Genomic DNA, 19850 nt, shown 5'->3' on the forward strand with positions numbered 1-19850 from the left:
TGTCGGTGCCGTCAGGCCGAACTTCCCGTCATCACATCTTTACGACGTCGAGCACTGCTTTCTTGCCGTCCTTGAAGTCGTAAAGCGTAATGGCGCCCTCTTTCAAATCACCCTTGTCGTCGAACGCGATGTGGCCGATTACCCCGTTGTAATCGGTCGAAGGCATCGCAGCCAGCACCTTGGGCGCCTCGATCGAATTAGCGCGCTTCATTGCATCGACGATCACGTACACAGCGTCATACGTGAACGGCGCGTAAATCTGCACCGGCGTGTGGAAGCGGTCCTCGTACTTCTTTTCGAAGTCCGCTCCATTGGTCATTTTCGAAAGCGCGAGTCCTGCTTCCGAACACACCAGGTTTTGCACGGCGGTACCCGCCAGCTCACCTACCTTGTCGGTACACACACCGTCGCCGCCAAGGATTTTTGCCCTGATACCGAGCGCCGCCGCCTGCTTCGCAAACGGCCCGCCCGTCGCGTCCATGCCGCCGAACATGATCGCGTCCGGCTGAACACTCTTGATCTTCGTGAGAATGGCCCGGAAATCCGTGGCCTTGTCGTTCGTCGCCTCCCGCGCGACGATCTTCGCGCCGCTCGCCTCGGCGGTCTTCGCGAATTCGTCCGCGAGACCTTTGCCATAGGCGGTCGCATCGTCCACGACCGCAATACGTTTGGCACCGAGCGCCTTCGTCGCGTAATTGGCGAGCGCCGGACCCTGCTGCGCATCGGTCGCGACCACCCGATAAGTCGTCTTGAACCCCTGCTGCGTGTAGGCCGGATTCGTCGACGACGGCGAGATCTGCACGATGCTCGCGTCGCTGTAGATCTTCGACGCCGGAATCGAAACCCCGGAGTTCAGGTGCCCAATCACCGCGACCACATGATCGTCGACCAGTTTCTGCGCGACGGCGGTGCCCGCTTTCGGGTCCGCCGCATCGTCCTGCGCGTCGAGTTGCAGCTGGATCTTGCGACCGTCGATCGTCAGACCCTGCGCATTGATTTCCTCGACCGCGAGGCGCGCCCCATTTTCGTTGTCCTTGCCCAGATGCGCGATGCCGCCCGTCAACGGGGCCGCATGACCGATCTTCACGATAGTCGCTTCGCTCGCCGCGGCGACCGCCGCGGACGAAGCCGCCGATGCGCCCGCTCCCGCTTCGCCATCCTGTTTCTTGCCGCACGCGGTCAGCAGCGCGACCGCGGCCGCGATGGACACGGCGTAAGCAAATTTGACTCGCATCAAGTAAGGTCTCCTGCGCCTTGCAAAATCCACTGTCCAGGACCTCAAGGCCTTGAGAACGCGCGCATTGTAACTCCAATTATGCGGGTGGCAATATTGTTGAACCGGTGGGGTTTTCCTGCATTGCAACCTGCTATTTAAAGCAAAATCCGCTAAAAAGAGCAACCCGGTTGCGATCCATTTTCGTGCATCAGTTGCACCGCCGCCGAACCCGATGGCATCAAGTGTTGCGGCCCGTCGGCTTGAAGCCCGGATAGGCCGGGGCTTGCGTCAGATATGTCCTTTTAGCTCGCGCCGTCAAGAGCACCAATTCAGTGCATGATTAATTCGTCTTAAGCCCCTTGCTTAGCTTAAAACGGGGGCGCATCGCTCGAAAATCAATAAAAGACCCGATCACAATCCGAAATAATTTGTGCGCGAGAGCACTGAAACGTGCGAATTCGCTCGATCCGGCACCTAATTTCCTCAGTGACTCCGCAGAGCGTCGCCATAAAAAAACGCGCCCTCGGGCGCGCTTTCCTTTCAGCGATGCAAACTGATTGTCAGGCTGGCAGACCGAGCCCGCGCGGCAGCGGAAACGCGATGTTTTCCTCGATGCCTTGGAGCGCGCGCACGTTGCGCACGCCCAGTTCACGCAGACGCGCGATCACTGCCTGCGCCAGCACCTCCGGCGCGGACGCACCGGCGGTGACGCCGATGCGGCGCTTGCCCTCGACCCAGACCGGATCGATCTGATCAGGCGAATCGACCATGTAGGCCGGCACGCCGAGCTTCTCGGCAAGCTCGCGCAAGCGGTTCGAATTCGAGCTATTCGGGCTGCCGACGACGATCACCAGGTCGCACTGCGGCGCCATGAACTTCACGGCGTCCTGGCGATTCTGCGTGGCGTAGCAGATGTCCTGCTTCTTCGGCTCACGGATGGACGGATACTTGGCCTTCAGCGCGCCGATGATTTCGGCGGCGTCGTCGACCGACAGCGTGGTTTGGGTGACGAACGCGATCCGCTCGGGATCGGCGAGCTGCAGCGCCTGCACATCCTCGATGTCCTCGACCAGATGCATGCCCTCGGCCGCCTGGCCCATCGTACCTTCGACTTCCGGGTGGCCCTTGTGGCCGATCATCACGATGTCGAAACCGTCCTGGCGCATCTTCGCGACTTCGATATGCACCTTGGTCACGAGCGGACAGGTGGCGTCGTAGACCCGCAGCCCGCGCGACTCCGCCTCCGAACGCACGGCCTTCGACACGCCGTGCGCGCTGAAGATCACCGTGTTGCCCGCCGGCACTTCCTCCAGGTTCTCGATGAAGATCGCTCCCTTCTTGCGCAGGTCTTCGACCACATAGGCGTTATGGACGATTTCGTGACGCACGTAGATCGGCGAGCCATACAGCTTGATGGCCCGCTCGACGATCTCGATCGCCCGGTCGACGCCGGCGCAGAAACCGCGTGGCTGGGCCAGCAGGATCTCCGCTTCGGCAAGAGTCGTATCCGTGATGCTCATGTTTACAAAATCCCGATGATTTTCACTTCAAACGCCAGCGCCTGGCCGGCAAGCGGGTGATTGAAATCGAACAGGGCCGACGTTTCGCCGACTTCCTTCAGCACGCCGGCGTAGCGCCCGCCGCCCGGCGCGTTGAATTCGACCAGGTCACCCGGGGAAAAATCCTCGCCGATCATGCTGTTCTCCCGCAGCGTGGCGAGGGACACGCGCTGGATCAAATCCGGATTGCGTGGGCCGAACGCCTGACCCGGCGCTAGCTGAAAGGTCGAGTGGTGGCCCACCTGCAAACCTAGCAAAATATCTTCCAGCGGCGGCGCCAGTTGGCCTGCACCGAGCAGCAACGTGGCCGGCTTGTCGTTGAACGTGTTGATCACTTCGGCGCCATCGGCAAGGGAAAGCCGGTAATGCAGCGTGACGTGTGAACCGGGTTTCACCTCGGAAATATCGATGATGCTCATGCAATGCTCGCTCAGTCGAAGCGCGCTGCACGCGTGCGCCGCGGGCGCAGTCGACGCGTGTGGCAAACCGTCGGGGTGCCGTGCGCAAAGCGTCTATTGTAAGCCACCTAGCGGGTGCCGGCTTGAGTCCGTCGCGCGCAAGGGCGGCACGGCCCTCCGGCGCGTTGCGCCGCGTGTGCGCCGTCAACCCATACGCGGAGGACTCTATATATATGGCTGATTTCGCCAGCACAATCGACGAAACACCTGCGGCAACGCTGCGACCGAAGGCGCGCGCACGCGCCAAAGGCGGCGCGAAAGATGCCGCGGATCGGTCGGCCAAGGCTCCTCCAGAAGCCACCGACTCCGCCGTCCGTAGCCGGCGGCAGCTATTCCGGGGCAAATGGCTCCGGCGCGACATGCCGCGCGAGCGACTGATTGACCAGGGCCCCGAGGTGCTGTCGGACACCGAAATGATCGCGCTCGTGCTCGGCTCCGGCCTGCCCGGTCACGACGTGTTCAGCGTCGCGCGGGCGCTGCTCGATCGCTTCGGCTCACTGCGCGCGATGCTCGACGCGACTTATGCGGACTTCGACGGCATTCGCGGCATTGGCCCGGCGAAAAAAGCGCAATTGCTCGCGATTATGGAAATGGCGCGTCGCTCCCTCGTCGACAAGATGCGCAAGCGCGAGTTGATGAATTCGCCTGAAGCGGTCGAAAGTTATCTGCGCCTTCTGATCGGCGGACAGCCGCAGGAAGTCTTCGTATCGCTGTTTCTCGACGCGCGGCATCGGCTGATCCGCTGCGAGGAAAGCGCGCGAGGCTCGCTCACGCGCATGGCCGTGTATCCACGCGAAATCGTGCGGCGGGCGCTCGCCGCGAACGCGGCCAGCCTGATCGTCGCGCACAATCATCCGTCCGGCGCCGTCGAGCCGAGTGCCAGCGACTGCCGCCTCACGCAGACACTGCGCGACGCGCTCGCACTCGTCGATGTGCAGCTGATCGATCATCTGGTGATCGGCGCGGACAGCGTATACTCGTTCGCCCGCGCCGGCTGGCCGGGGCTCGCGCGCAAGCCCGCTCGAGCGCGGGAAACGGAAGGACCACCGCACAGCGCCGTGTCTCGCGTCGCAAATAAGGTTTGATTTTGCGGCTTTTTTTCTGCTAGAATTCCGGTTTGCCTATTTCCAACCCCCTGTTCCGAAGCCATCAAGGCGTTCCGCAAAGGTCAGGCGGCTGTGGTAGCGAAGTGCCTCGATGCAAATTCGACGCAACATCGCACACCTTCAGCGCGGCTCTTTTCGGGAAACTTTCACGGCGTTCGAACTCAGAATTAGCGTATTAGGAGTGCTCTCATGGCACGCGTATGCCAAGTAACTGGGAAAGCGCCGATGAGCGGCAACAACGTTTCCCACGCGAACAACAAGACCAAGCGCCGGTTCCTGCCGAACCTGCAAAGCCGCCGTATCTGGGTGGAAAGCGAAAACCGTTGGGTGCGTCTGCGTATTTCGAACGCCGGCCTGCGCCTGATCGACAAGAACGGTATCGACGCTGTGCTCGCAGACCTGCGCGCACGCGGTGAAGCCTAAGGAGTAAATCATGGCGAAAGGCGCACGCGATAAGATCAAGCTGGAATCGACCGCAGGCACGGGTCACTTCTACACGACAACGAAGAACAAACGCAACATGCCGGAAAAGATGCTGATCAAGAAATTTGATCCGGTCATCCGCAAGCACGTTGACTACAAGGAAACCAAGATCAAGTAATCTTGGCTCTCCAGCCTGACGAAGGCAAAAACATAAAAAGCCTCGCATCCGTGCGAGGCTTTTTTGTTTTTGGGCGGGCTTCGCGATAGCGCAGCAATGCGCGCGCAAACCGCCCTATTCCGTTCGGCCAGCTTTCGCTAGTGCGTCGCGGCGCGTATCCTTTGTCGTTTTCGCGGCGTGCGGTTCGCGCGCCGTCATCGCAATATGAAAGACGGAGATGTGGGCAATGGAATTCGATGTGGCGATTGTCGGTAGCGGTCTGGCTGGGTTGAGCGTCGCGCTCAACCTCGCGCAGACACGGCGCGTTGCTGTGATCGCCAAGCGATCGCTGACCGAGGGCGCGAGCGACTGGGCGCAAGGCGGCATCGCCGCGGTGCTCGATTCCGCAGACAGCGTCGAGAATCACGTGCGCGACACGCTGATCGCAGGTGGCGGCCTATGCGACGAGGCGGCAACGCGCTTTATCGTCGAGCACGGGCGCGCCGCGATCGAATGGCTGATCGAACAGGGCGTGCCGTTCACGAAAGACGACGCCGCCGAACTGGGCTTTCATTTGACGCGCGAAGGCGGCCATAGTCATCGCCGGATCATTCACGCGGCCGACGCGACCGGCCATGCGGTCGTCGCTACGCTCAGCGAGCAGGTGCGCCATCATCCGAACATCACGCTGTTCGAAGATCATCACGCGATCGACCTGATCACGTCCGAACGCCTCGGCCTGCCCGGCCGTCGCTGCCATGGTCTGTACGCGCTCGATCTGCAAAGCGGCCGCACCGTTACGATCGAAGCGCCGCATACGGTGCTCGCGACCGGCGGCGCCGGCAAGGTCTATCTGTACACGACCAACCCCGACACCGCGACTGGAGACGGCATCGCGATGGCATGGCGCGCCGGCTGCCGCGTGTCGAACATGGAATTCATCCAGTTCCACCCGACGTGCCTGTTTCATCCGTACGCGAAGTCGTTCCTGATTTCTGAAGCAGTGCGCGGCGAAGGCGGCATTCTGAAGCTGCCTGACGGCACGCGCTTCATGCCCAACCATGACGAGCGCGCGGAGCTTGCGCCGCGCGACATCGTCGCGCGGGCGATCGACTTCGAGATCAAGAAACGCGGCATCGACTGCGTGTACCTCGACATCAGCCACCAGCCGGCCGCGTTCCTGCACGAGCATTTCCCGACGATCCTCGCCCGCTGCCTGGAGTTCGGCATCGACATCACTAAAGAGCCGATTCCGGTGGTGCCGGCCGCGCATTACACGTGCGGCGGCGTCGTCACCGATCTGGCGGGGCGAACTGACCTCGCGGGTCTTTACGCGGTCGGCGAAACGTCCTGCACCGGCCTGCACGGCGCGAACCGGCTCGCCAGCAATTCGCTGCTCGAATGCCTCGTAGTTGGCCGCGCCGCCGCCGAGGCGATCGAAGCGGAAGGCTTCGCTGCCGCCGTGCACGCGCCGCTGCCGGCGTGGGACGAAAGCCGCGTGTCCGATCCGGACGAGGAAGTGGTGGTCGCGCACAACTGGGACGAACTGCGCCGGCTGATGTGGAACTACGTCGGCATCGTGCGCACCGACAAGCGGCTCGAGCGCGCGAAGCACCGGCTCGCGCTGTTGCGCGACGAGATCCACGAGTACTACGCGAACTTCAAGGTGAGCCGCGATCTACTGGAGCTGCGCAATCTGGTCGATGTGGCGTCGCTGATCGTGGACGGCGCGCGCTCGCGGCGCGAGAGCCGCGGCCTGCATTTCAGCCGCGACTGGCCGGCCACATTGCCCAAGGCGCTGCCGACGGTGCTCACGCCGAAGTATGTCCGCAGGCCGAATGCCTGATGGCGTCGCGACGAAATACGCGCTGAATCAGCGCCGTAAACGACAAGGCCATTGCCGGCAAATCCGGCAATGGCCTTGTTCAGTCTTCACGAACGTCGACCGATGCGCTAAAACGCGCGACGCTCAAACGAGCCGCATAGAGTAGTCGGTCGCGCGCACGTCCTTGGTCAGCGCGCCGATCGACACGCGGTCCACGCCCGTCTCCGCGATCGTCCGCACGGTCTCGAGATTGACTCCGCCGGACACCTCGAGCACCGCGCGCCCGGCCGTGGTGCGAACGGCGTCGCGCATCATGTCAAACGAGAAGTTGTCGAGCAGGATCGACTGCGCGCGATGCGCGAGCGCGATTTCCAGTTGTTCGAGCGTTTCGACCTCGATCTGGATCGGCACGCCCGCATTCAATGCGAGCGCCGCGTCCATCGCCGCACCCACGCCGCCGGCCGCAGCAATGTGGTTTTCCTTGATCAGAATGCCGTCGTACAGCGCGAGCCGCTGATTGGCACCGCCGCCGACGCGCACCGCGTACTTCTGCGCGAGCCGCAAACCCGGCAGCGTCTTGCGTGTATCGAGAACGCGCGTGCGCGTGTGAGCAATCGCGTCGACATAGCGGCGGGTCGCGCTTGCCACGCCCGACAGCAGCTGCAGGAAATTCATCGCGTTACGCTCGGCGGTCAGCAGCGCGCGTACCGGCCCGCGCAGATCGCAGACCGTCGTGTCGGCGCTCATGCGGTCGCCCTCGCCGTAACGCCATCGAACTTCGATGCGCGGATCGACCGCACGCATTACCGCGTCGAACCAAGGTACACCGCACAGCACCGCTTCCTCGCGCACGATGATGCGCGCGTTGCGAACGTCATCGGCAGGCACGAGGCGGCCGGTCTGATCGCCGCTACCGATATCTTCGGCGAGCGCATCGGCGACGTTGCGCGCGAGCGCCGCGTCGAACGCCGCGCCGTACTGCGCGTGAATCTCCGCGAAAAGCTGCGACGTTGCGTTGGCCCCTTCGCGCGCCACTGCCTGCTCAGGCGCCTTCTGCACCACTGTCATTACGCTGCCCCCACGTTCGAATACAGTTGCGCGTCGCGCGCGAGATCGCCGCTCGCCTGCACACGCTTCTTGTGACGCGCCGCGAAATCGAGCATGCGGTCAATCGGCAGACGCGCACGCTCACCAATCTCGCGATCGACGAAGATCTCGTTGTGGCCGCGCTCGAGCACATCGGCCAGGTTCGCGAGTCCGTTCATCGCCATCCACGGGCAATGCGCGCAGCTCTTGCAGGTCGCGCTGTTGCCGGCTGTCGGCGCGGCAATCAGCGTCTTGCCGGGCGCGGCGAGTTGCATCTTGTGCAGGATGCCGAGGTCAGTCGCGACGATAAAGTGCGTCGCGTCGAGCTTCTGCGCAGCCTCGATCAACTGCGTGGTCGAGCCGACCACGTCCGCCTGCGCGACCACGTTGGCAGGCGACTCCGGATGTACGAGCACCTTCGCGTGCGGATACTCGGCGCGCAGCAGATCGAGCTCGATGCCCTTGAATTCGTCGTGCACGAGGCACGAGCCCTGCCACATCAGCATGTCCGCGCCGGTCTTGCTCTGGATGTAGCTACCGAGATGACGGTCCGGCGCCCAGATGATTTTCTCGCCGCGCGCATGCAGATCGGCGACGATCTCCAACCCGATCGACGACGTCACCATCCAGTCCGCGCGCGCCTTCACGGCCGCGCTCGTGTTCGCGTACACGACCACCGTGCGGTCTGGGTGTGCGTCGCAGAACGCCGAGAACTCGTCGACCGGACAGCCGAGGTCGAGCGAACAGGTCGCGTCCAGATCCGGCATCAGAATGCGCTTGTCCGGGCTGAGAATTTTTGCGGTCTCACCCATGAAGCGCACGCCTGCGACCACCAGCGTCTGCGCTTGGTGATCGCGCCCGAAGCGCGCCATTTCCAGCGAATCGGCCACGCAACCGCCGGTTTCGTCGGCGAGCTCCTGCAATTCAGCGTCGACATAATAATGCGCGACTAGCACCGCTTTCTCGCGCTTGAGTAACTCGCGAATGCGCGCCTTCAGCGCCCGCTTCTGCTCCGCCGACGGCGTCTCGGGCACCTTGGCCCACGCCTGCCCGATCCCACAGGTCGTGCCCTGCGCCTGAGGCCGATCGAATTCGACGGTCCTGATCGCCTGCTGCTCCATCATCTTCTCTGCCCTCACCTGGCCGCCGCGGCCTGCCACTTGCGCTACCCACGCAATGCATTTCCACGGCCCAAAAATGCAAAACCCCGCCAACGCGGGGTTTTGTGACGTCCTGAAATTTTAATGGATTTCAGGCATAGCGACGCAGTCGCATCGCGAAGTCTTGCAGCGCCTTGATACCGCTCTCCTCGGCGCGATGGCACCAGTCCTGCAATTGCGCCAGCAATTGCTCACGCGACGCGTTGGAGCGCTCCCACATCGCTGCCAGTTCATTGCGCATGTCGATGTAGATCTTCAACTTCTGGCTGCTCGCAAAAATCTGCGGCAGTTGGAGCCTCTGCGGCTCATTGAGGCCCGCCTCTTCCTTGTGGAACCAGCTACGCGCACCGCGCATCACCTGGTACTTCTCGCGAGCGCCGACTTCCTTCAGATGCGCGAGCTCCTGACGGTACGCGCGCTTGATCGCCTTCGCGTAACGCTCCATCACTTCGTAGCGGTTTGCCAGCACGGCCTGCAGCGTGTCCTGATCGAGCACGAGCTTGCCGGTGGTCAGGCGCGGCGTCGGCGCGATTTTCTTCACCTTGGCCAGACGAAACGCCTGCATGATTCGGATGTACATCCAGCCGATGTCGAACTCGTACCACTTGTTCGACAGCTTCGCCGACGTCGCGTAGGTGTGGTGATTGTTATGCAGTTCCTCGCCACCGATGATGATGCCCCACGGGAAGATGTTGGTGCTCGCATCCGACGAATTGAAGTTGCGATAGCCCCAGAAGTGCGCGAGGCCGTTGACCACGCCTGCGGCCCAGAAAGGAATCCACACCATCTGCACGGCCCAGATAGTCAGGCCGACGACGCCGAACAGCGCGACGTTGATCACCATCATCAGGCTCACGCCAAGAATCGGGTATTTCGTGTAGACGTTCCGCTCGATCCAGTCATTCGGCGTACCGTGACTGAACTTGCGCATCGTTTCTTCGTTTTTCGCTTCGCTGCGATAGAGTTCGGCGCCTTCGAGCAACACCTTCCAGATGCCGCGCGTCTGCGGGCTGTGCGGATCCTCTTCGGTTTCGCACTTCGCGTGATGCTTACGGTGAATCGCGGCCCACTGGCCGGTCAACATGCCGGTGGTCATCCACAGCCAGAAACGGAAGAAATGGCTGGCGACCGGGTGCAGATCCAGCGCGCGATGCGCCTGGCAGCGATGCAGATAGACGGTCACGCCGATAATCGTGATGTGCGTCACGATCAGCGTGTACACGACGAGTTGCCACCACGAGAAATGCAGCAGTCCGTGGGCAAGAAAATCGAGCAAAGAATTCAACAAGGTAAGTTACCTGCAGAACGAGGGATACGAAGCACACGCGGCGCGTGTGTCATGAAAGTGAAAGCATACAGCGGGATAGGACGATATTCTACTGGAAGCGTTCCAAGTGTTTGTAACAAATAGGGATTTTTTGTGCGCTATCAAGCTGATAGCGATTGGCTGGGCACTGGCGTATCACTTGCGACGGCCAAAAGCTGGGCCTAGCGACCGTCGTTGGTAGCCCCGTCGGCGGGCCTGAGCGCTGAATCGGTCGCGGCGTCGGGCGCTGGGTCGGTCATGGCTGCCGGGTGCGGCATTGCGCCGCTTGCCTGGCCGACGATGCGCACCTCGCGTTGCGCAAGCGGAATCCTGATGCCGTGCTCGGAAAAAAGACGCCAGATGTTACGGTTGACCGCCGAGAGCACGCCACGTGTGCCGCTTGCCGCGTCTTCGATCCAGAATCCCAACTCGAGATTGACGCCGTCCGGGCCGAAACCGACCAGAAATGGCGTCGGCGCCGGTTCGCTCAACACCCGCGGCACGTCGGCGGCGGCCAGCGCGAGCAGCGTCATCGCCTGTTCGACGTCGGATGTGTAGGCGATCTGCACCGGCACCCTCGCGTGGCCACGAGTCAGAAACGACGACTGGTTCTGTACGACGTCGGTGATCAGCTTCTCGTTCGGAATCAGCGTTTCGATACCGTCGAGTCCGCGCACGACGGTATAGCGCGTGCGGATCTGCGTGACGCGGCCCTGCAGGCCGCCCACGTTGATCGCGTCGCCGATCCGCAACGAGCGATCGAGCAGGATGATGAAGCCCGACACGTAGTTGCTCGCGATCTTCTGCATGCCGAAGCCGAGCCCGACACCGAGCGCGCCGCCGAACACGCCGAGCACCGTGACGTCGATGCCGACGATCGACAGGCTGATCAGGATCGCCGCGAGCACGAAGGTCGCGCGGCCGACGCGCGCGACCACCACCTTCAGATTCGCGTCGAGCGTCTTCGAGCGCATCAGGCGATCCTCGAACGACGAGCCGAGCCACATCGCGACGATCATCGTGACCGCGACCCACAACAGCCCCGTGATCAGCGACAGCAGCGTCATATGCGCATTGCCGATGCGAAAGCGCACGCTGTCCATCCATGCGATCACGGCGTTCTGAATGCCCAACAGCGTGAGCACCATGCCGACCCAAACGACCACCGACACGACTTTCTCGACCAGAAACAGCCACGGATGCTCGCCCCCTTCGCGGTTGAACACCCGCCGCGCGAAGAAGAACACGATGTAGATCAGCCCGATCCCGACGAGCGGCACCAGCGCCAGATCGAGCAGCGCGGTGTCCATGAACTGGCCGGCGATCGCCCGCGCGAGCCACACGAGCGCCGCGCCGATCAGCGGAAAAGCCGCCCGGTCGAGACTCTCCATGCCGAAGCGCAGGCTCTCGTAGCGCGGCGATTGCGACCGCTTGATCCGGCGGCGCAGCGTCCGCGCGAACAGCCACGCGACCAGCAGCGTCCCGAGCAGGATCGCGACCTGCCACAGCATCACGGGCTGACCGAAGTCGCGGGCGATGTCGCTGAACATGTGAGGAACAGTCGTGTGCATGGATGTCGCCGAAATCGCCGGCACGTGCGGATTCTTCAGCCGATCCGCGCGCGCCGGCCTGCAGCCGCTTGCCTAGCTCTGGCGCTCGAGCACTGCGGCGAAGAAACCGTCGGTCGCGTGGCGGTGCGGCCACAGCGACAGGTAGTCGCCCATCTCCAACTCGATGCGCTGCTCGGCGAGCACGTCGCGCACGGGCACCAGCGCGAAATCACTGTGCTCGGCGAGGAACTGCTGCACGACCGCCTCGTTTTCCGCTTCGAGAATCGAGCACGTCGCATAGACGAGCCGCCCGCCCTTCTTCACGAGCCGCGCCGCGCTCGCGAGAATCGACGCCTGCTTCGGCGCCAGCTCGGCGATCGACTCCGGCGACTGGCGCCACTTCAGGTCCGGATTGCGGCGCAGCGTGCCGAGGCCGCTGCATGGCGCATCGACGAGCACGCGGTCGATCTTGCCAGCCAGACGCTTGATCTTCGCGTCGTGTTCGCTGTCGATCAACACAGGGTTCACGTTCGACAGGCCGCTCCTCGCGAGCCGCGGCTTCAGCTTGGCGAGACGCCGCTCGGAGATGTCGAACGCGTAGAGCCGGCCGGTCGAGCGCATCGCCGCGCCGAGCGCCAGCGTCTTGCCGCCCGCGCCGGCGCAAAAATCGACGATCATCTCGCCGCGCCGCGGCGCGACCAGCGAGCAGAGCAGCTGGCTGCCCTCGTCCTGCACTTCGAGCCAGCCCTGCTGGAACGCGTCGAGCTTCGTCAATGCCGGCTTGCCGACCACGCGCACGCCGAACGGCGCGAACGGCGTCGCGCCCGCCTCGATGCCGGCCTTCGCCAGCGCACCCAGCACGTCGTCGCGGCTCGCCTTGATCGGGTTCGCGCGCAGATCGAGCGGCGCCGGGTAGTTCAGCGCAGCGGCCAGCTGCGCGAGTTCGGCACCCTCGAAACGCATGCTCAAAGCCTGGCAGATCCAGTCGGGCAGATTCAGGCGAATCCGCAGCGGCAGGCTTTCCGGGTCGATCTTCGACACGTGTTCGAGCCACGTCGCCTCGGCCTCGCTGACGAACGGCTTGAGCGCCGAACGTCCGACCGTCTGCATCAGGCCCAGCAGCGCCATGCGGCGCGCCGGACTGCCGGTGCCGCTTTCGGCCAGATGCGCGAACTCCATCCGGCGGCGCAGCACCGCGAACACGGCCTCCGCGATCACACCGCGCTCGGCGTGGCCGAGCTTCGGATGCGCGCGGAAGAAGCGGCTCGTGGTGGCGTCGGCGGGGCCGTTCAGCCGCAGCACTTCGGCCAGCAGCGTTTCAGTTTGTCCAATCAGGAAACCATGCAATCTCATGCGCCCTCTCCGGCGGTGTGACCGGCAAAGAGCCATTGCGGCTCCGACGGCGTAAGCGTGACGCGCGAGCCGTCCAGAGCGAGACGCCCTTCGACGAACCAGCGCACCGCGCGTGGATAAATGATGTGTTCGGTGGCGAGCACGCGTGCGGCGAGCGTCTGTGCGGTATCGCCCGCCTCGACAGGCACGGCCGACTGCAAGACGATCGGCCCGTGATCCAGCTTTGATGTGACAAAATGCACCGACGCGCCGTGGAACCGCACGCCGGCGTCGAGCGCCTGCTGGTGAGTCTTCAGGCCTGGAAAGCTCGGCAGCAGCGATGGATGCACGTTCAGCATGCGCCCGGCGTAATGGTCGACGAAGCGCTCGGTCAGCACCCGCATGAAGCCCGCGAGCACGACGAGATCCGGCGCGATGGCGTCGATCTGCTCGGCGAGCGCCGCGTCGAAGCTGTCGCGATCCGGAAACTGGCGGTGGTCGACCACCGCCGTGGCGATGCCGTGCGACGCCGCGAATGCGAGCCCCGCGGCATCGGGACGGTTGGCAATCACGGCGGCGACCCGCGCCGGCCAGCCTTCGCTCGCGCAAGCGCGCACGATGGCTTCCATGTTGCTACCCCGCCCGGAAATCAGGATGACGAGTTTTTTCATGCGCGGATTTTATCATTCGGCAATCGCCCGACCGCGACCGCGCAGCCGTCTGTTGCGCCAAGCGTTTATAATCGATTGTTTTGCGGCATCCTGCCCGCGTCCCTATTGCAATCGCAGCAACCCGCTATCGTGAGAGTCTTCCGCGGTCTTCCCAATGCCGAGAGCCGCGCGCCGTGCGCGCTGACCATCGGCAACTTCGACGGTGTCCACCGCGGCCACCAGGCTCTGCTCGCGCACGTGCGCGCGGCCGCCAACGCGCGCGGCCTGCCCGTCTGCGTGATGACCTTCGAGCCGCACCCGCGCGAGTTCTTCAACCCGGCCGGCGCGCCGCCGCGCATCGCGATGCTGCGCGACAAGCTCGAGGCGCTGCGCACCAACGGCGTCGACCGGGTCGTCGTCGAGCACTTCAATCACACGTTCGCGAGCCAGTCGCCCGATGCGTTCGTCGAGCGGATCATCGTCAACGGACTGCACGCGCGCTGGGTCATGATCGGCGACGACTTCCGCTACGGCGCGAAGCGGGCCGGCGATTTCGCATCGCTGCGCGAGGCCGGCAAGCATTACGGCTTCGAAGTCGAACAGATGGCGACCGTCGCCGATCCGTCGGGCGCGCGCATCTCGAGCTCGGGCGTGCGCGCGGCGCTGGTCGCGGGCGACCTCGACTCGGCGCGCGCCGCGCTCGGCCGCGACTATCTGATCAGCGGCCACGTCACCCATGGCATGAAGCTCGGCCGCGATCTCGGCTTTCCGACGCTCAATCTGCCGATCGCGCACAAGCGTCCGGCTCTGGCCGGCATCTTCGTCGTACAGGTGCACGGCATCGACGAGCACCCGCTGCCGGGCGTCGCGAGCCTCGGCCTGCGCCCCACCGTCGACGATTCCGGCCGCGTGCTGCTCGAAGTGCACCTGCTCGACTGGCATGGCGACGCGTATGGCAAACTCGTGCGCGTCGAATTTCTGAAGAAGCTGCGCGACGAGGAGAAGTTCGTCGACCTCGAAACACTGACCGCCGCGATCGCGCGCGACGTCGCCAATGCGCGCGCCTGGTTCGCCGCGGTCGGCGCCGGCACGTCGGGCAGCCGTTCCACCGGTTTCGCCACCTCGGCCACCGACCGAATTAGATAACCGCCGCGGTTCGGGCCGGCGCGCCGCGCCGCACGAACCGTCGCCGCGTGCATCGAAGGGCGTCCGGGCTTCACGCGGAGCCGCCTGCCGGGCGCGCCCCGCTCCTCGCGCAGCGCGCAATCCGCGCGCCGCTACGCATAGAAACGAATTCACCGCCACCCACATCATGAGCAACAAGAAAGCCGATTCGAAACCGCAGTCCCGCTACCCGGTCAACCTGCTCGACACGCCGTTTCCGATGCGCGGCGACCTGCCCAAGCGTGAGCCGCAATGGGTCAAGGACTGGCAGGAGCGCAAGGTGTACGACAAGATCCGCGCCGCCTCCAAGGGCCGCACGAAATTCATCCTGCACGACGGCCCGCCGTATGCGAACGGCGACATCCACCTCGGCCACGCGGTGAACAAGATCCTGAAGGACATGATCGTCAAGGCGCGCAATCTGGCGGGCTTCGACGCGGTCTACGTGCCGGGTTGGGACTGCCACGGCATGCCGATCGAAATCCAGATCGAAAAGCAGTTCGGCAAGTCGCTCCCGGCGGCCGAAGTGATGCAGAAGGCGCGCGCCTACGCGACCGAGCAGATCGAGAAGCAGAAGGCCGGCTTCCGCCGTCTGGGCGTACTCGGCGACTGGGACAATCCGTACAAGACGATGAACTTCGCGAACGAAGCCGGCGAAATCCGCGCGCTCGCGAAAATCATGGAAAAGGGCTACGTGTTCCGCGGCCTGAAGCCGGTCAACTGGTGTTTCGACTGCGGCTCGGCGCTCGCTGAAGCGGAAGTCGAGTACAAGGACAAGACCGATCCGACCATCGACGTGCTATTCAGCTTCGCCGAACCTGAGAAGACCGCGCAGGCGTTCGGCCTCGCCGCGCTGCCGCACAACGAAGGCGGCATCGTGATCTGGACCACCACGCCGTGGACCATCCCCGCCAACCAGGCGCTGAACCTGCATCCGGAAATCGTCTACGCGCTCGTCGACACGCCGCGCGGCCTGCTGATCCTCGCCGAGGAACGCGTCGAGGCATGCCTGAAGCTGTACGGCCTCGAAGGCACGGTCGTCGCGACGACGCCGGGCGAAAAGCTCGTGAACCTGCGCTTCAACCACCCGCTCGCGTCCGCGCATCCGGGCTACAAGCGTACCGCGCCGGTCTACCTCGGCGACTACGTGACGACCGAAACCGGCACCGGCATCGTGCACTCGTCGCCGGCGTACGGCGTGGAAGACTTCGTGTCGTGCAAATCGCACGGCATGGCCGACTCCGACATCATCAACCCGGTGATGGGCGATGGCCGCTACATCGAATCGCTCGCGCTGTTCGGCGGTCTGTCGATCTGGGCGGCGAATCCGCAGATCGTCGAGGCGCTGCAAGGCGCCGGCGCGCTGCTGCGCACCGAAAAGTACACGCACAGCTACATGCACTGCTGGCGCCACAAGACGCCGATCATCTACCGCGCCACTTCGCAGTGGTTCGCCGGCATGGACGTGAAGCCGAACGACGGCGACAAGACGCTGCGCGAGACCGCGCTCGAAGGCATCGAGAACACGGCGTTCTATCCGTCGTGGGGCAAGCAGCGCCTCTTCAGCATGATCGCGAACCGGCCGGACTGGACGCTGTCGCGCCAGCGCCAGTGGGGCGTGCCGATGGCGTTCTTCGTACACAAGGAAACCGGCGAGCTGCATCCGCGCACGCTGGAGTTGCTCGAACAGGTCGCGCAGCGCGTCGAGAAGGAAGGCATCGAGGCATGGCAAACGCTCGATCCTCGCGAGCTGATCGGCGACGACGCCAACCTGTACGAAAAGAACCGCGACACGCTCGACGTGTGGTTCGACTCGGGCACCACGCACTGGCACGTGCTGCGCGGCTCGCACAAGGACGAGCTGCAATTCCCGGCCGACCTGTACCTCGAAGGCTCGGACCAACATCGCGGCTGGTTCCATTCATCGTTGCTGACGGCGTCGATGCTCGACGGCCGCCCGCCCTACAACGCGCTGCTCACGCACGGCTTCACCGTCGACGGCGAAGGCCGCAAGATGAGCAAGTCGCTCGGCAACGGCATCGACCCGCACGAAGTGGCGAACCGCCTCGGCGCGGAAATCATCCGCCTGTGGATCGCGTCGACCGACTACTCGGGCGAGCTCGCTATTTCCGAGGAAATCCTGAAGCGCGTGACGGAAGGCTATCGCCGTATCCGCAATACGCTGCGCTTCCTGCTCGCGAACCTGTCGGACTTCGACTTCGCGCAGCACGCACGTCCGGTCAAAGACTGGCTCGAAATCGACCGTTACGCGGTGGCGCTGTCGGCGAATCTGCAGAACGACATCCTCGCGCACTACGAGAAGTACGAGTTCCACCCGGTCGTCGCCAAGCTGCAGACGTTCTGCTCGGAAGATCTTGGCGGCTTCTACCTCGACGTGCTGAAGGACCGCCTGTACACGACCGCGGCGGATTCGGTCGCGCGCCGTTCGGCGCAGACGGCGCTCTACCACATCGCCCACGGCCTGCTGCGCGTGATGGCGCCGTTCCTGTCGTTCACCGCGGAAGAAGCGTGGAAGGTGTTCCAGCCGAACAGCGAAACGATCTTCACCGAGACTTACCACGCGTACCCCGCCGTGCCGGATGCGGGTGCGCTGCTCGACAAGTGGACGCTGCTGCGCTCAGTGCGCGGCGACGTGACCAAGGCGCTCGAAGAGGCACGGGTCGCGAACCTGATCGGCTCGTCGCTGCAGGCGGAAGTCGAAATCCGCGCGAGCGGCGCGCGTTACGACGCGCTCGCGAGCCTCGGCGACGACCTGAAATTCGTGCTGATCACGTCGGCGGCGAACGTCGTCAAGGTCGACAGCGAAGCGGACGAAGGTGTCGAAGTGATCGCCTCGAAGTACCTGAAGTGCGAACGCTGCTGGCACTATCGCGCAGACGTCGGCGCGAACGCCGAGCATCCGTCGCTGTGTGGCCGCTGCTTTAGCAACCTGTTCGGCGGTGGCGAAACGAGGAGCGCGGCATAATGGCGAGAACCATGTCGAAAACGTCCACCGCAAGCGGTTCGCTCGCACCCTGGCTCGGCATCGCGCTGATCGTCATCCTGTTCGACCAGCTGACGAAAATCGCCGTGCGCAAGGTGTTCGCCTATGGTGTGCCGCATGAGGTCACGCCGTTCTTCAACCTGATTCTCGTGTTCAACCGCGGCGCCGCGTTCAGCTTCCTCGCGATGGCGGGCGGCTGGCAGCGCTGGGCGTTCACCGCGCTCGGCGTCGTCGCGGCGCTCGTGATCTGCTACCTGCTCAAGCGGCATAGCGGGCAGAAAATGTTCTGCACGGCGCTCGCGCTGATTCTCGGCGGCGCGCTCGGCAATGTGATCGACCGGCTCGCGTACGGCCACGTGATCGACTTCCTCGACTTCCACGTGGGCGGCTGGCACTGGCCGGCGTTCAATCTCGCCGACAGCGCGATTACGATCGGTGCGATCCTGCTCGTGATCGACGAGCTGCGGCGGGTGCGCGGCACACGCTAACGTCGCCGACGTAAGGCACGGCCGCGATTGCGAGAGCCGCGCCTCACGTCCTGTTTGAAACGCGCGGCGACGGCGACGGGCTACGCCCCCGCGCCGCCTCGCGATCACGCTTTGTCGGAGGCTTTCGTTGGCAACCGCTGAACTCGCAGGCAAACACCTCGTCCTCGGCATGACGGGCGGCATCGCCTGCTACAAGATCGCCGAACTCACGCGTCTGCTGACCAAGGCAGGCGCGACCGTGCAGGTCGTCATGACCGAAGCGGCCACGCAGTTCATCACCCCAATCACGATGCAGGCGCTGTCGGGCCGGCCGGTCTACACGAGCCAGTGGGACGCACGCGTGCCGAACAACATGGCGCACATCGATCTGTCGCGCGAAGCCGATGCGATCGTGATCGCGCCGGCGTCGACCGACTTCCTCGCCAAGCTCGTGCACGGCATTGCCGACGATCTTCTGTCGACGCTGTGCATCGCACGCGACTGCCCGCTGCTCGTCGTGCCGGCGATGAACCGGCAGATGTGGCAGAACCCGGCAACGCAACGCAACGTCGCGCAATTGCGCGCGGACGGCGTCGAAGTGCTCGGCCCCGATTCGGGCCCGCAGGCCTGCGGCGAGATCGGCGATGGCCGCATGCTCGAAGCGGCGGCGACCTATGAAGCGATCGCGTCGTTCTTCGCGCCGAAAATCCTGTCCGGCCGGCGCGTGCTGTTGACCGCCGGGCCGACCTTCGAACCCCTCGACCCGGTGCGCGGTATCACCAATCGTTCGAGCGGCAAGATGGGCTTCGCGCTCGCGCGCGCCGCGCAGCAGGCCGGCGCCGACGTGCATCTGGTGGCTGGTCCGGTCGCGCTGGAAACGCCGTGGGGCGTATTGCGCGAGGACGTGCAGACCGCGCAGCAGATGCACGACGCGGTGATGCGCGCGGTCGTGGAGGCGGACATCTTCATCGGCGTCGCGGCGGTGGCCGACTGGCGCGTCGACCACGTCAGCGATCAGAAGATCAAGAAGACCGCCGAGCGCACGCTGCCGAGCTTTTCATTCGTCGAGAATCCGGACATCCTCGCCGCGGTCGCCCGGCTGCCGAAGCCGCCGTTCGCGGTCGGCTTCGCCGCCGAAAGCGACAATCTCGAGGTCCACGGCGAGGAAAAGCGCGCGCGCAAAAACGTGCCGCTGTTGATCGGCAATCTGGGGCCGCAAACGTTCGGGCTCGACGACAATGAAGTGGTTCTGTTCGAAGCAGGCCGCGCGACGAAGCTGCCACGCGCCGACAAGCAGACGCTGGCGCGCGCGTTGATCGCGGAAATCGCAAAGCGTGTGCCGCCCGGCATCAGTCCGGTTGGCTGAACGAGCGAGCGGCGGTGGGCC

Annotated in this window: 17 protein-coding genes; 8 read left to right on the forward strand and 9 right to left on the reverse strand. The window is 64.2% G+C overall.

All coding sequences use genetic code 11. The features are described from left to right. Positions 1–31: 31 nt before the first annotated feature. The 3 genes from BC1002_RS11930 to BC1002_RS11940 all read right to left on the reverse strand — a co-directional run bounded on the left by BC1002_RS11930 (position 32) and on the right by BC1002_RS11940 (position 3194). Complete coding sequence (locus BC1002_RS11930; RefSeq protein WP_013090288.1) at positions 32–1234, reverse strand: branched-chain amino acid ABC transporter substrate-binding protein; 1203 nt, start codon at positions 1232–1234, stop codon at positions 32–34. Between the two features lie 542 nt (positions 1235–1776). Next, positions 1777–2736 carry a 4-hydroxy-3-methylbut-2-enyl diphosphate reductase gene (ispH, locus tag BC1002_RS11935; protein WP_013090289.1) on the reverse strand — a complete coding sequence of 320 codons (960 nt, stop codon included), beginning with the start codon at positions 2734–2736 and terminating at the stop codon, positions 1777–1779. A 2-nt stretch (positions 2737–2738) separates the two neighbouring features. Continuing rightward, the gene (locus BC1002_RS11940) at positions 2739–3194 is read right to left on the reverse strand and encodes an FKBP-type peptidyl-prolyl cis-trans isomerase (protein ID WP_013090290.1); all 456 of its coding nucleotides are present in this window, start codon (positions 3192–3194) and stop codon (positions 2739–2741) included. Positions 3195–3406: 212 nt separating this feature from the next. Here BC1002_RS11940 and radC point away from each other — a divergent pair, with 212 nt between their 5' ends. From radC to nadB, 4 genes are all read left to right on the forward strand, one after another. After that, complete coding sequence (radC, locus tag BC1002_RS11945) at positions 3407–4318, forward strand: RadC family protein (protein WP_013090291.1); 912 nt, start codon at positions 3407–3409, stop codon at positions 4316–4318. Positions 4319–4528: 210 nt separating this feature from the next. Next, positions 4529–4762 carry a 50S ribosomal protein L28 gene (gene rpmB / locus BC1002_RS11950; protein ID WP_006050117.1) on the forward strand — a complete coding sequence of 78 codons (234 nt, stop codon included), beginning with the start codon at positions 4529–4531 and terminating at the stop codon, positions 4760–4762. 10 nt (positions 4763–4772) lie between these two features. Beyond that, positions 4773–4940, forward strand: a complete 168-nt coding sequence (gene rpmG, locus BC1002_RS11955) for a 50S ribosomal protein L33 (protein ID WP_008919555.1) — start codon at positions 4773–4775, stop codon at positions 4938–4940. Positions 4941–5166: 226 nt separating this feature from the next. Next, a complete protein-coding gene (nadB, locus tag BC1002_RS11960; RefSeq protein WP_013090292.1) occupies positions 5167–6765 on the forward strand; it encodes an L-aspartate oxidase in 1599 nt (532 codons plus the stop codon). Between the two features lie 123 nt (positions 6766–6888). Here the strand turns inward: nadB and nadC are convergent, their stop codons facing one another. The 6 genes from nadC to purN form a co-directional block, all read right to left on the reverse strand. After that, positions 6889–7812, reverse strand: coding sequence for a carboxylating nicotinate-nucleotide diphosphorylase (gene nadC / locus BC1002_RS11965; protein ID WP_013090293.1), 924 nt, complete (start codon positions 7810–7812; stop codon positions 6889–6891). After that, on the reverse strand, positions 7812–8951 hold the full coding sequence (gene nadA / locus BC1002_RS11970; RefSeq protein WP_193373040.1) for a quinolinate synthase NadA: 1140 nt from the start codon (positions 8949–8951) through the stop codon (positions 7812–7814). The genes nadC and nadA overlap by 1 nt, the downstream gene beginning before the upstream one ends. Before the next feature lie 130 nt (positions 8952–9081). Further along, the gene (locus tag BC1002_RS11975) at positions 9082–10278 is read right to left on the reverse strand and encodes a DesA family fatty acid desaturase (protein ID WP_013090295.1); all 1197 of its coding nucleotides are present in this window, start codon (positions 10276–10278) and stop codon (positions 9082–9084) included. A 200-nt stretch (positions 10279–10478) separates the two neighbouring features. Continuing rightward, positions 10479–11867 (reverse strand): mechanosensitive ion channel family protein, encoded by a 1389-nt coding sequence (locus BC1002_RS11980; RefSeq protein WP_238537893.1) that lies wholly within the window; start codon positions 11865–11867, stop codon positions 10479–10481. A 72-nt stretch (positions 11868–11939) separates the two neighbouring features. Continuing rightward, a complete protein-coding gene (locus tag BC1002_RS11985) occupies positions 11940–13199 on the reverse strand; it encodes an RsmB/NOP family class I SAM-dependent RNA methyltransferase (RefSeq protein WP_013090297.1) in 1260 nt (419 codons plus the stop codon). Beyond that, positions 13196–13849 carry a phosphoribosylglycinamide formyltransferase gene (gene purN / locus BC1002_RS11990; RefSeq protein WP_013090298.1) on the reverse strand — a complete coding sequence of 218 codons (654 nt, stop codon included), beginning with the start codon at positions 13847–13849 and terminating at the stop codon, positions 13196–13198. The genes BC1002_RS11985 and purN overlap by 4 nt, the downstream gene beginning before the upstream one ends. Positions 13850–13978: 129 nt before the next feature. Here purN and BC1002_RS11995 point away from each other — a divergent pair, with 129 nt between their 5' ends. From BC1002_RS11995 to coaBC, 4 genes are all read left to right on the forward strand, one after another. Next, on the forward strand, positions 13979–14974 hold the full coding sequence (locus BC1002_RS11995; protein ID WP_041734688.1) for a bifunctional riboflavin kinase/FAD synthetase: 996 nt from the start codon (positions 13979–13981) through the stop codon (positions 14972–14974). 166 nt (positions 14975–15140) lie between these two features. Then, positions 15141–17978 carry an isoleucine--tRNA ligase gene (ileS, locus tag BC1002_RS12000; RefSeq protein ID WP_013090300.1) on the forward strand — a complete coding sequence of 946 codons (2838 nt, stop codon included), beginning with the start codon at positions 15141–15143 and terminating at the stop codon, positions 17976–17978. After that, the gene (gene lspA / locus BC1002_RS12005) at positions 17978–18484 is read left to right on the forward strand and encodes a signal peptidase II (protein WP_013090301.1); all 507 of its coding nucleotides are present in this window, start codon (positions 17978–17980) and stop codon (positions 18482–18484) included. Before ileS ends, lspA begins: the two co-directional genes overlap by 1 nt. 127 nt (positions 18485–18611) lie before the next feature. Beyond that, positions 18612–19829: a bifunctional phosphopantothenoylcysteine decarboxylase/phosphopantothenate--cysteine ligase CoaBC gene (gene coaBC / locus BC1002_RS12010; RefSeq protein WP_013090302.1), complete on the forward strand. Its 1218-nt coding sequence runs from the start codon at positions 18612–18614 to the stop codon at positions 19827–19829. Positions 19830–19850: the final 21 nt, after the last annotated feature.

The organism is Paraburkholderia atlantica (genome assembly GCF_000092885.1).
Classification (GTDB): domain Bacteria; phylum Pseudomonadota; class Gammaproteobacteria; order Burkholderiales; family Burkholderiaceae; genus Paraburkholderia; species Paraburkholderia atlantica.

What these genes read in the sequence shown, in the direction of transcription:
- BC1002_RS11930 (WP_013090288.1), bottom strand. Translation starts at nt 1,234, where the DNA reads ATGCGAGTCAAATTTGCTTACGCCGTGTCCATCGCGGCCGCGGTCGCG.
- rpmB (WP_006050117.1), top strand. Translation starts at nt 4,529, where the DNA reads ATGGCACGCGTATGCCAAGTAACTGGGAAAGCGCCGATGAGCGGCAAC.
- nadA (WP_193373040.1), bottom strand. Translation starts at nt 8,951, where the DNA reads ATGGAGCAGCAGGCGATCAGGACCGTCGAATTCGATCGGCCTCAGGCG.
- lspA (WP_013090301.1), top strand. Translation starts at nt 17,978, where the DNA reads ATGGCGAGAACCATGTCGAAAACGTCCACCGCAAGCGGTTCGCTCGCA.
- ispH (WP_013090289.1), bottom strand. Translation starts at nt 2,736, where the DNA reads ATGAGCATCACGGATACGACTCTTGCCGAAGCGGAGATCCTGCTGGCC.
- purN (WP_013090298.1), bottom strand. Translation starts at nt 13,849, where the DNA reads ATGAAAAAACTCGTCATCCTGATTTCCGGGCGGGGTAGCAACATGGAA.
- BC1002_RS11940 (WP_013090290.1), bottom strand. Translation starts at nt 3,194, where the DNA reads ATGAGCATCATCGATATTTCCGAGGTGAAACCCGGTTCACACGTCACG.
- radC (WP_013090291.1), top strand. Translation starts at nt 3,407, where the DNA reads ATGGCTGATTTCGCCAGCACAATCGACGAAACACCTGCGGCAACGCTG.
- BC1002_RS11985 (WP_013090297.1), bottom strand. Translation starts at nt 13,199, where the DNA reads ATGAGATTGCATGGTTTCCTGATTGGACAAACTGAAACGCTGCTGGCC.
- ileS (WP_013090300.1), top strand. Translation starts at nt 15,141, where the DNA reads ATGAGCAACAAGAAAGCCGATTCGAAACCGCAGTCCCGCTACCCGGTC.
- rpmG (WP_008919555.1), top strand. Translation starts at nt 4,773, where the DNA reads ATGGCGAAAGGCGCACGCGATAAGATCAAGCTGGAATCGACCGCAGGC.
- nadB (WP_013090292.1), top strand. Translation starts at nt 5,167, where the DNA reads ATGGAATTCGATGTGGCGATTGTCGGTAGCGGTCTGGCTGGGTTGAGC.
- nadC (WP_013090293.1), bottom strand. Translation starts at nt 7,812, where the DNA reads ATGACAGTGGTGCAGAAGGCGCCTGAGCAGGCAGTGGCGCGCGAAGGG.
- BC1002_RS11980 (WP_238537893.1), bottom strand. Translation starts at nt 11,867, where the DNA reads ATGCACACGACTGTTCCTCACATGTTCAGCGACATCGCCCGCGACTTC.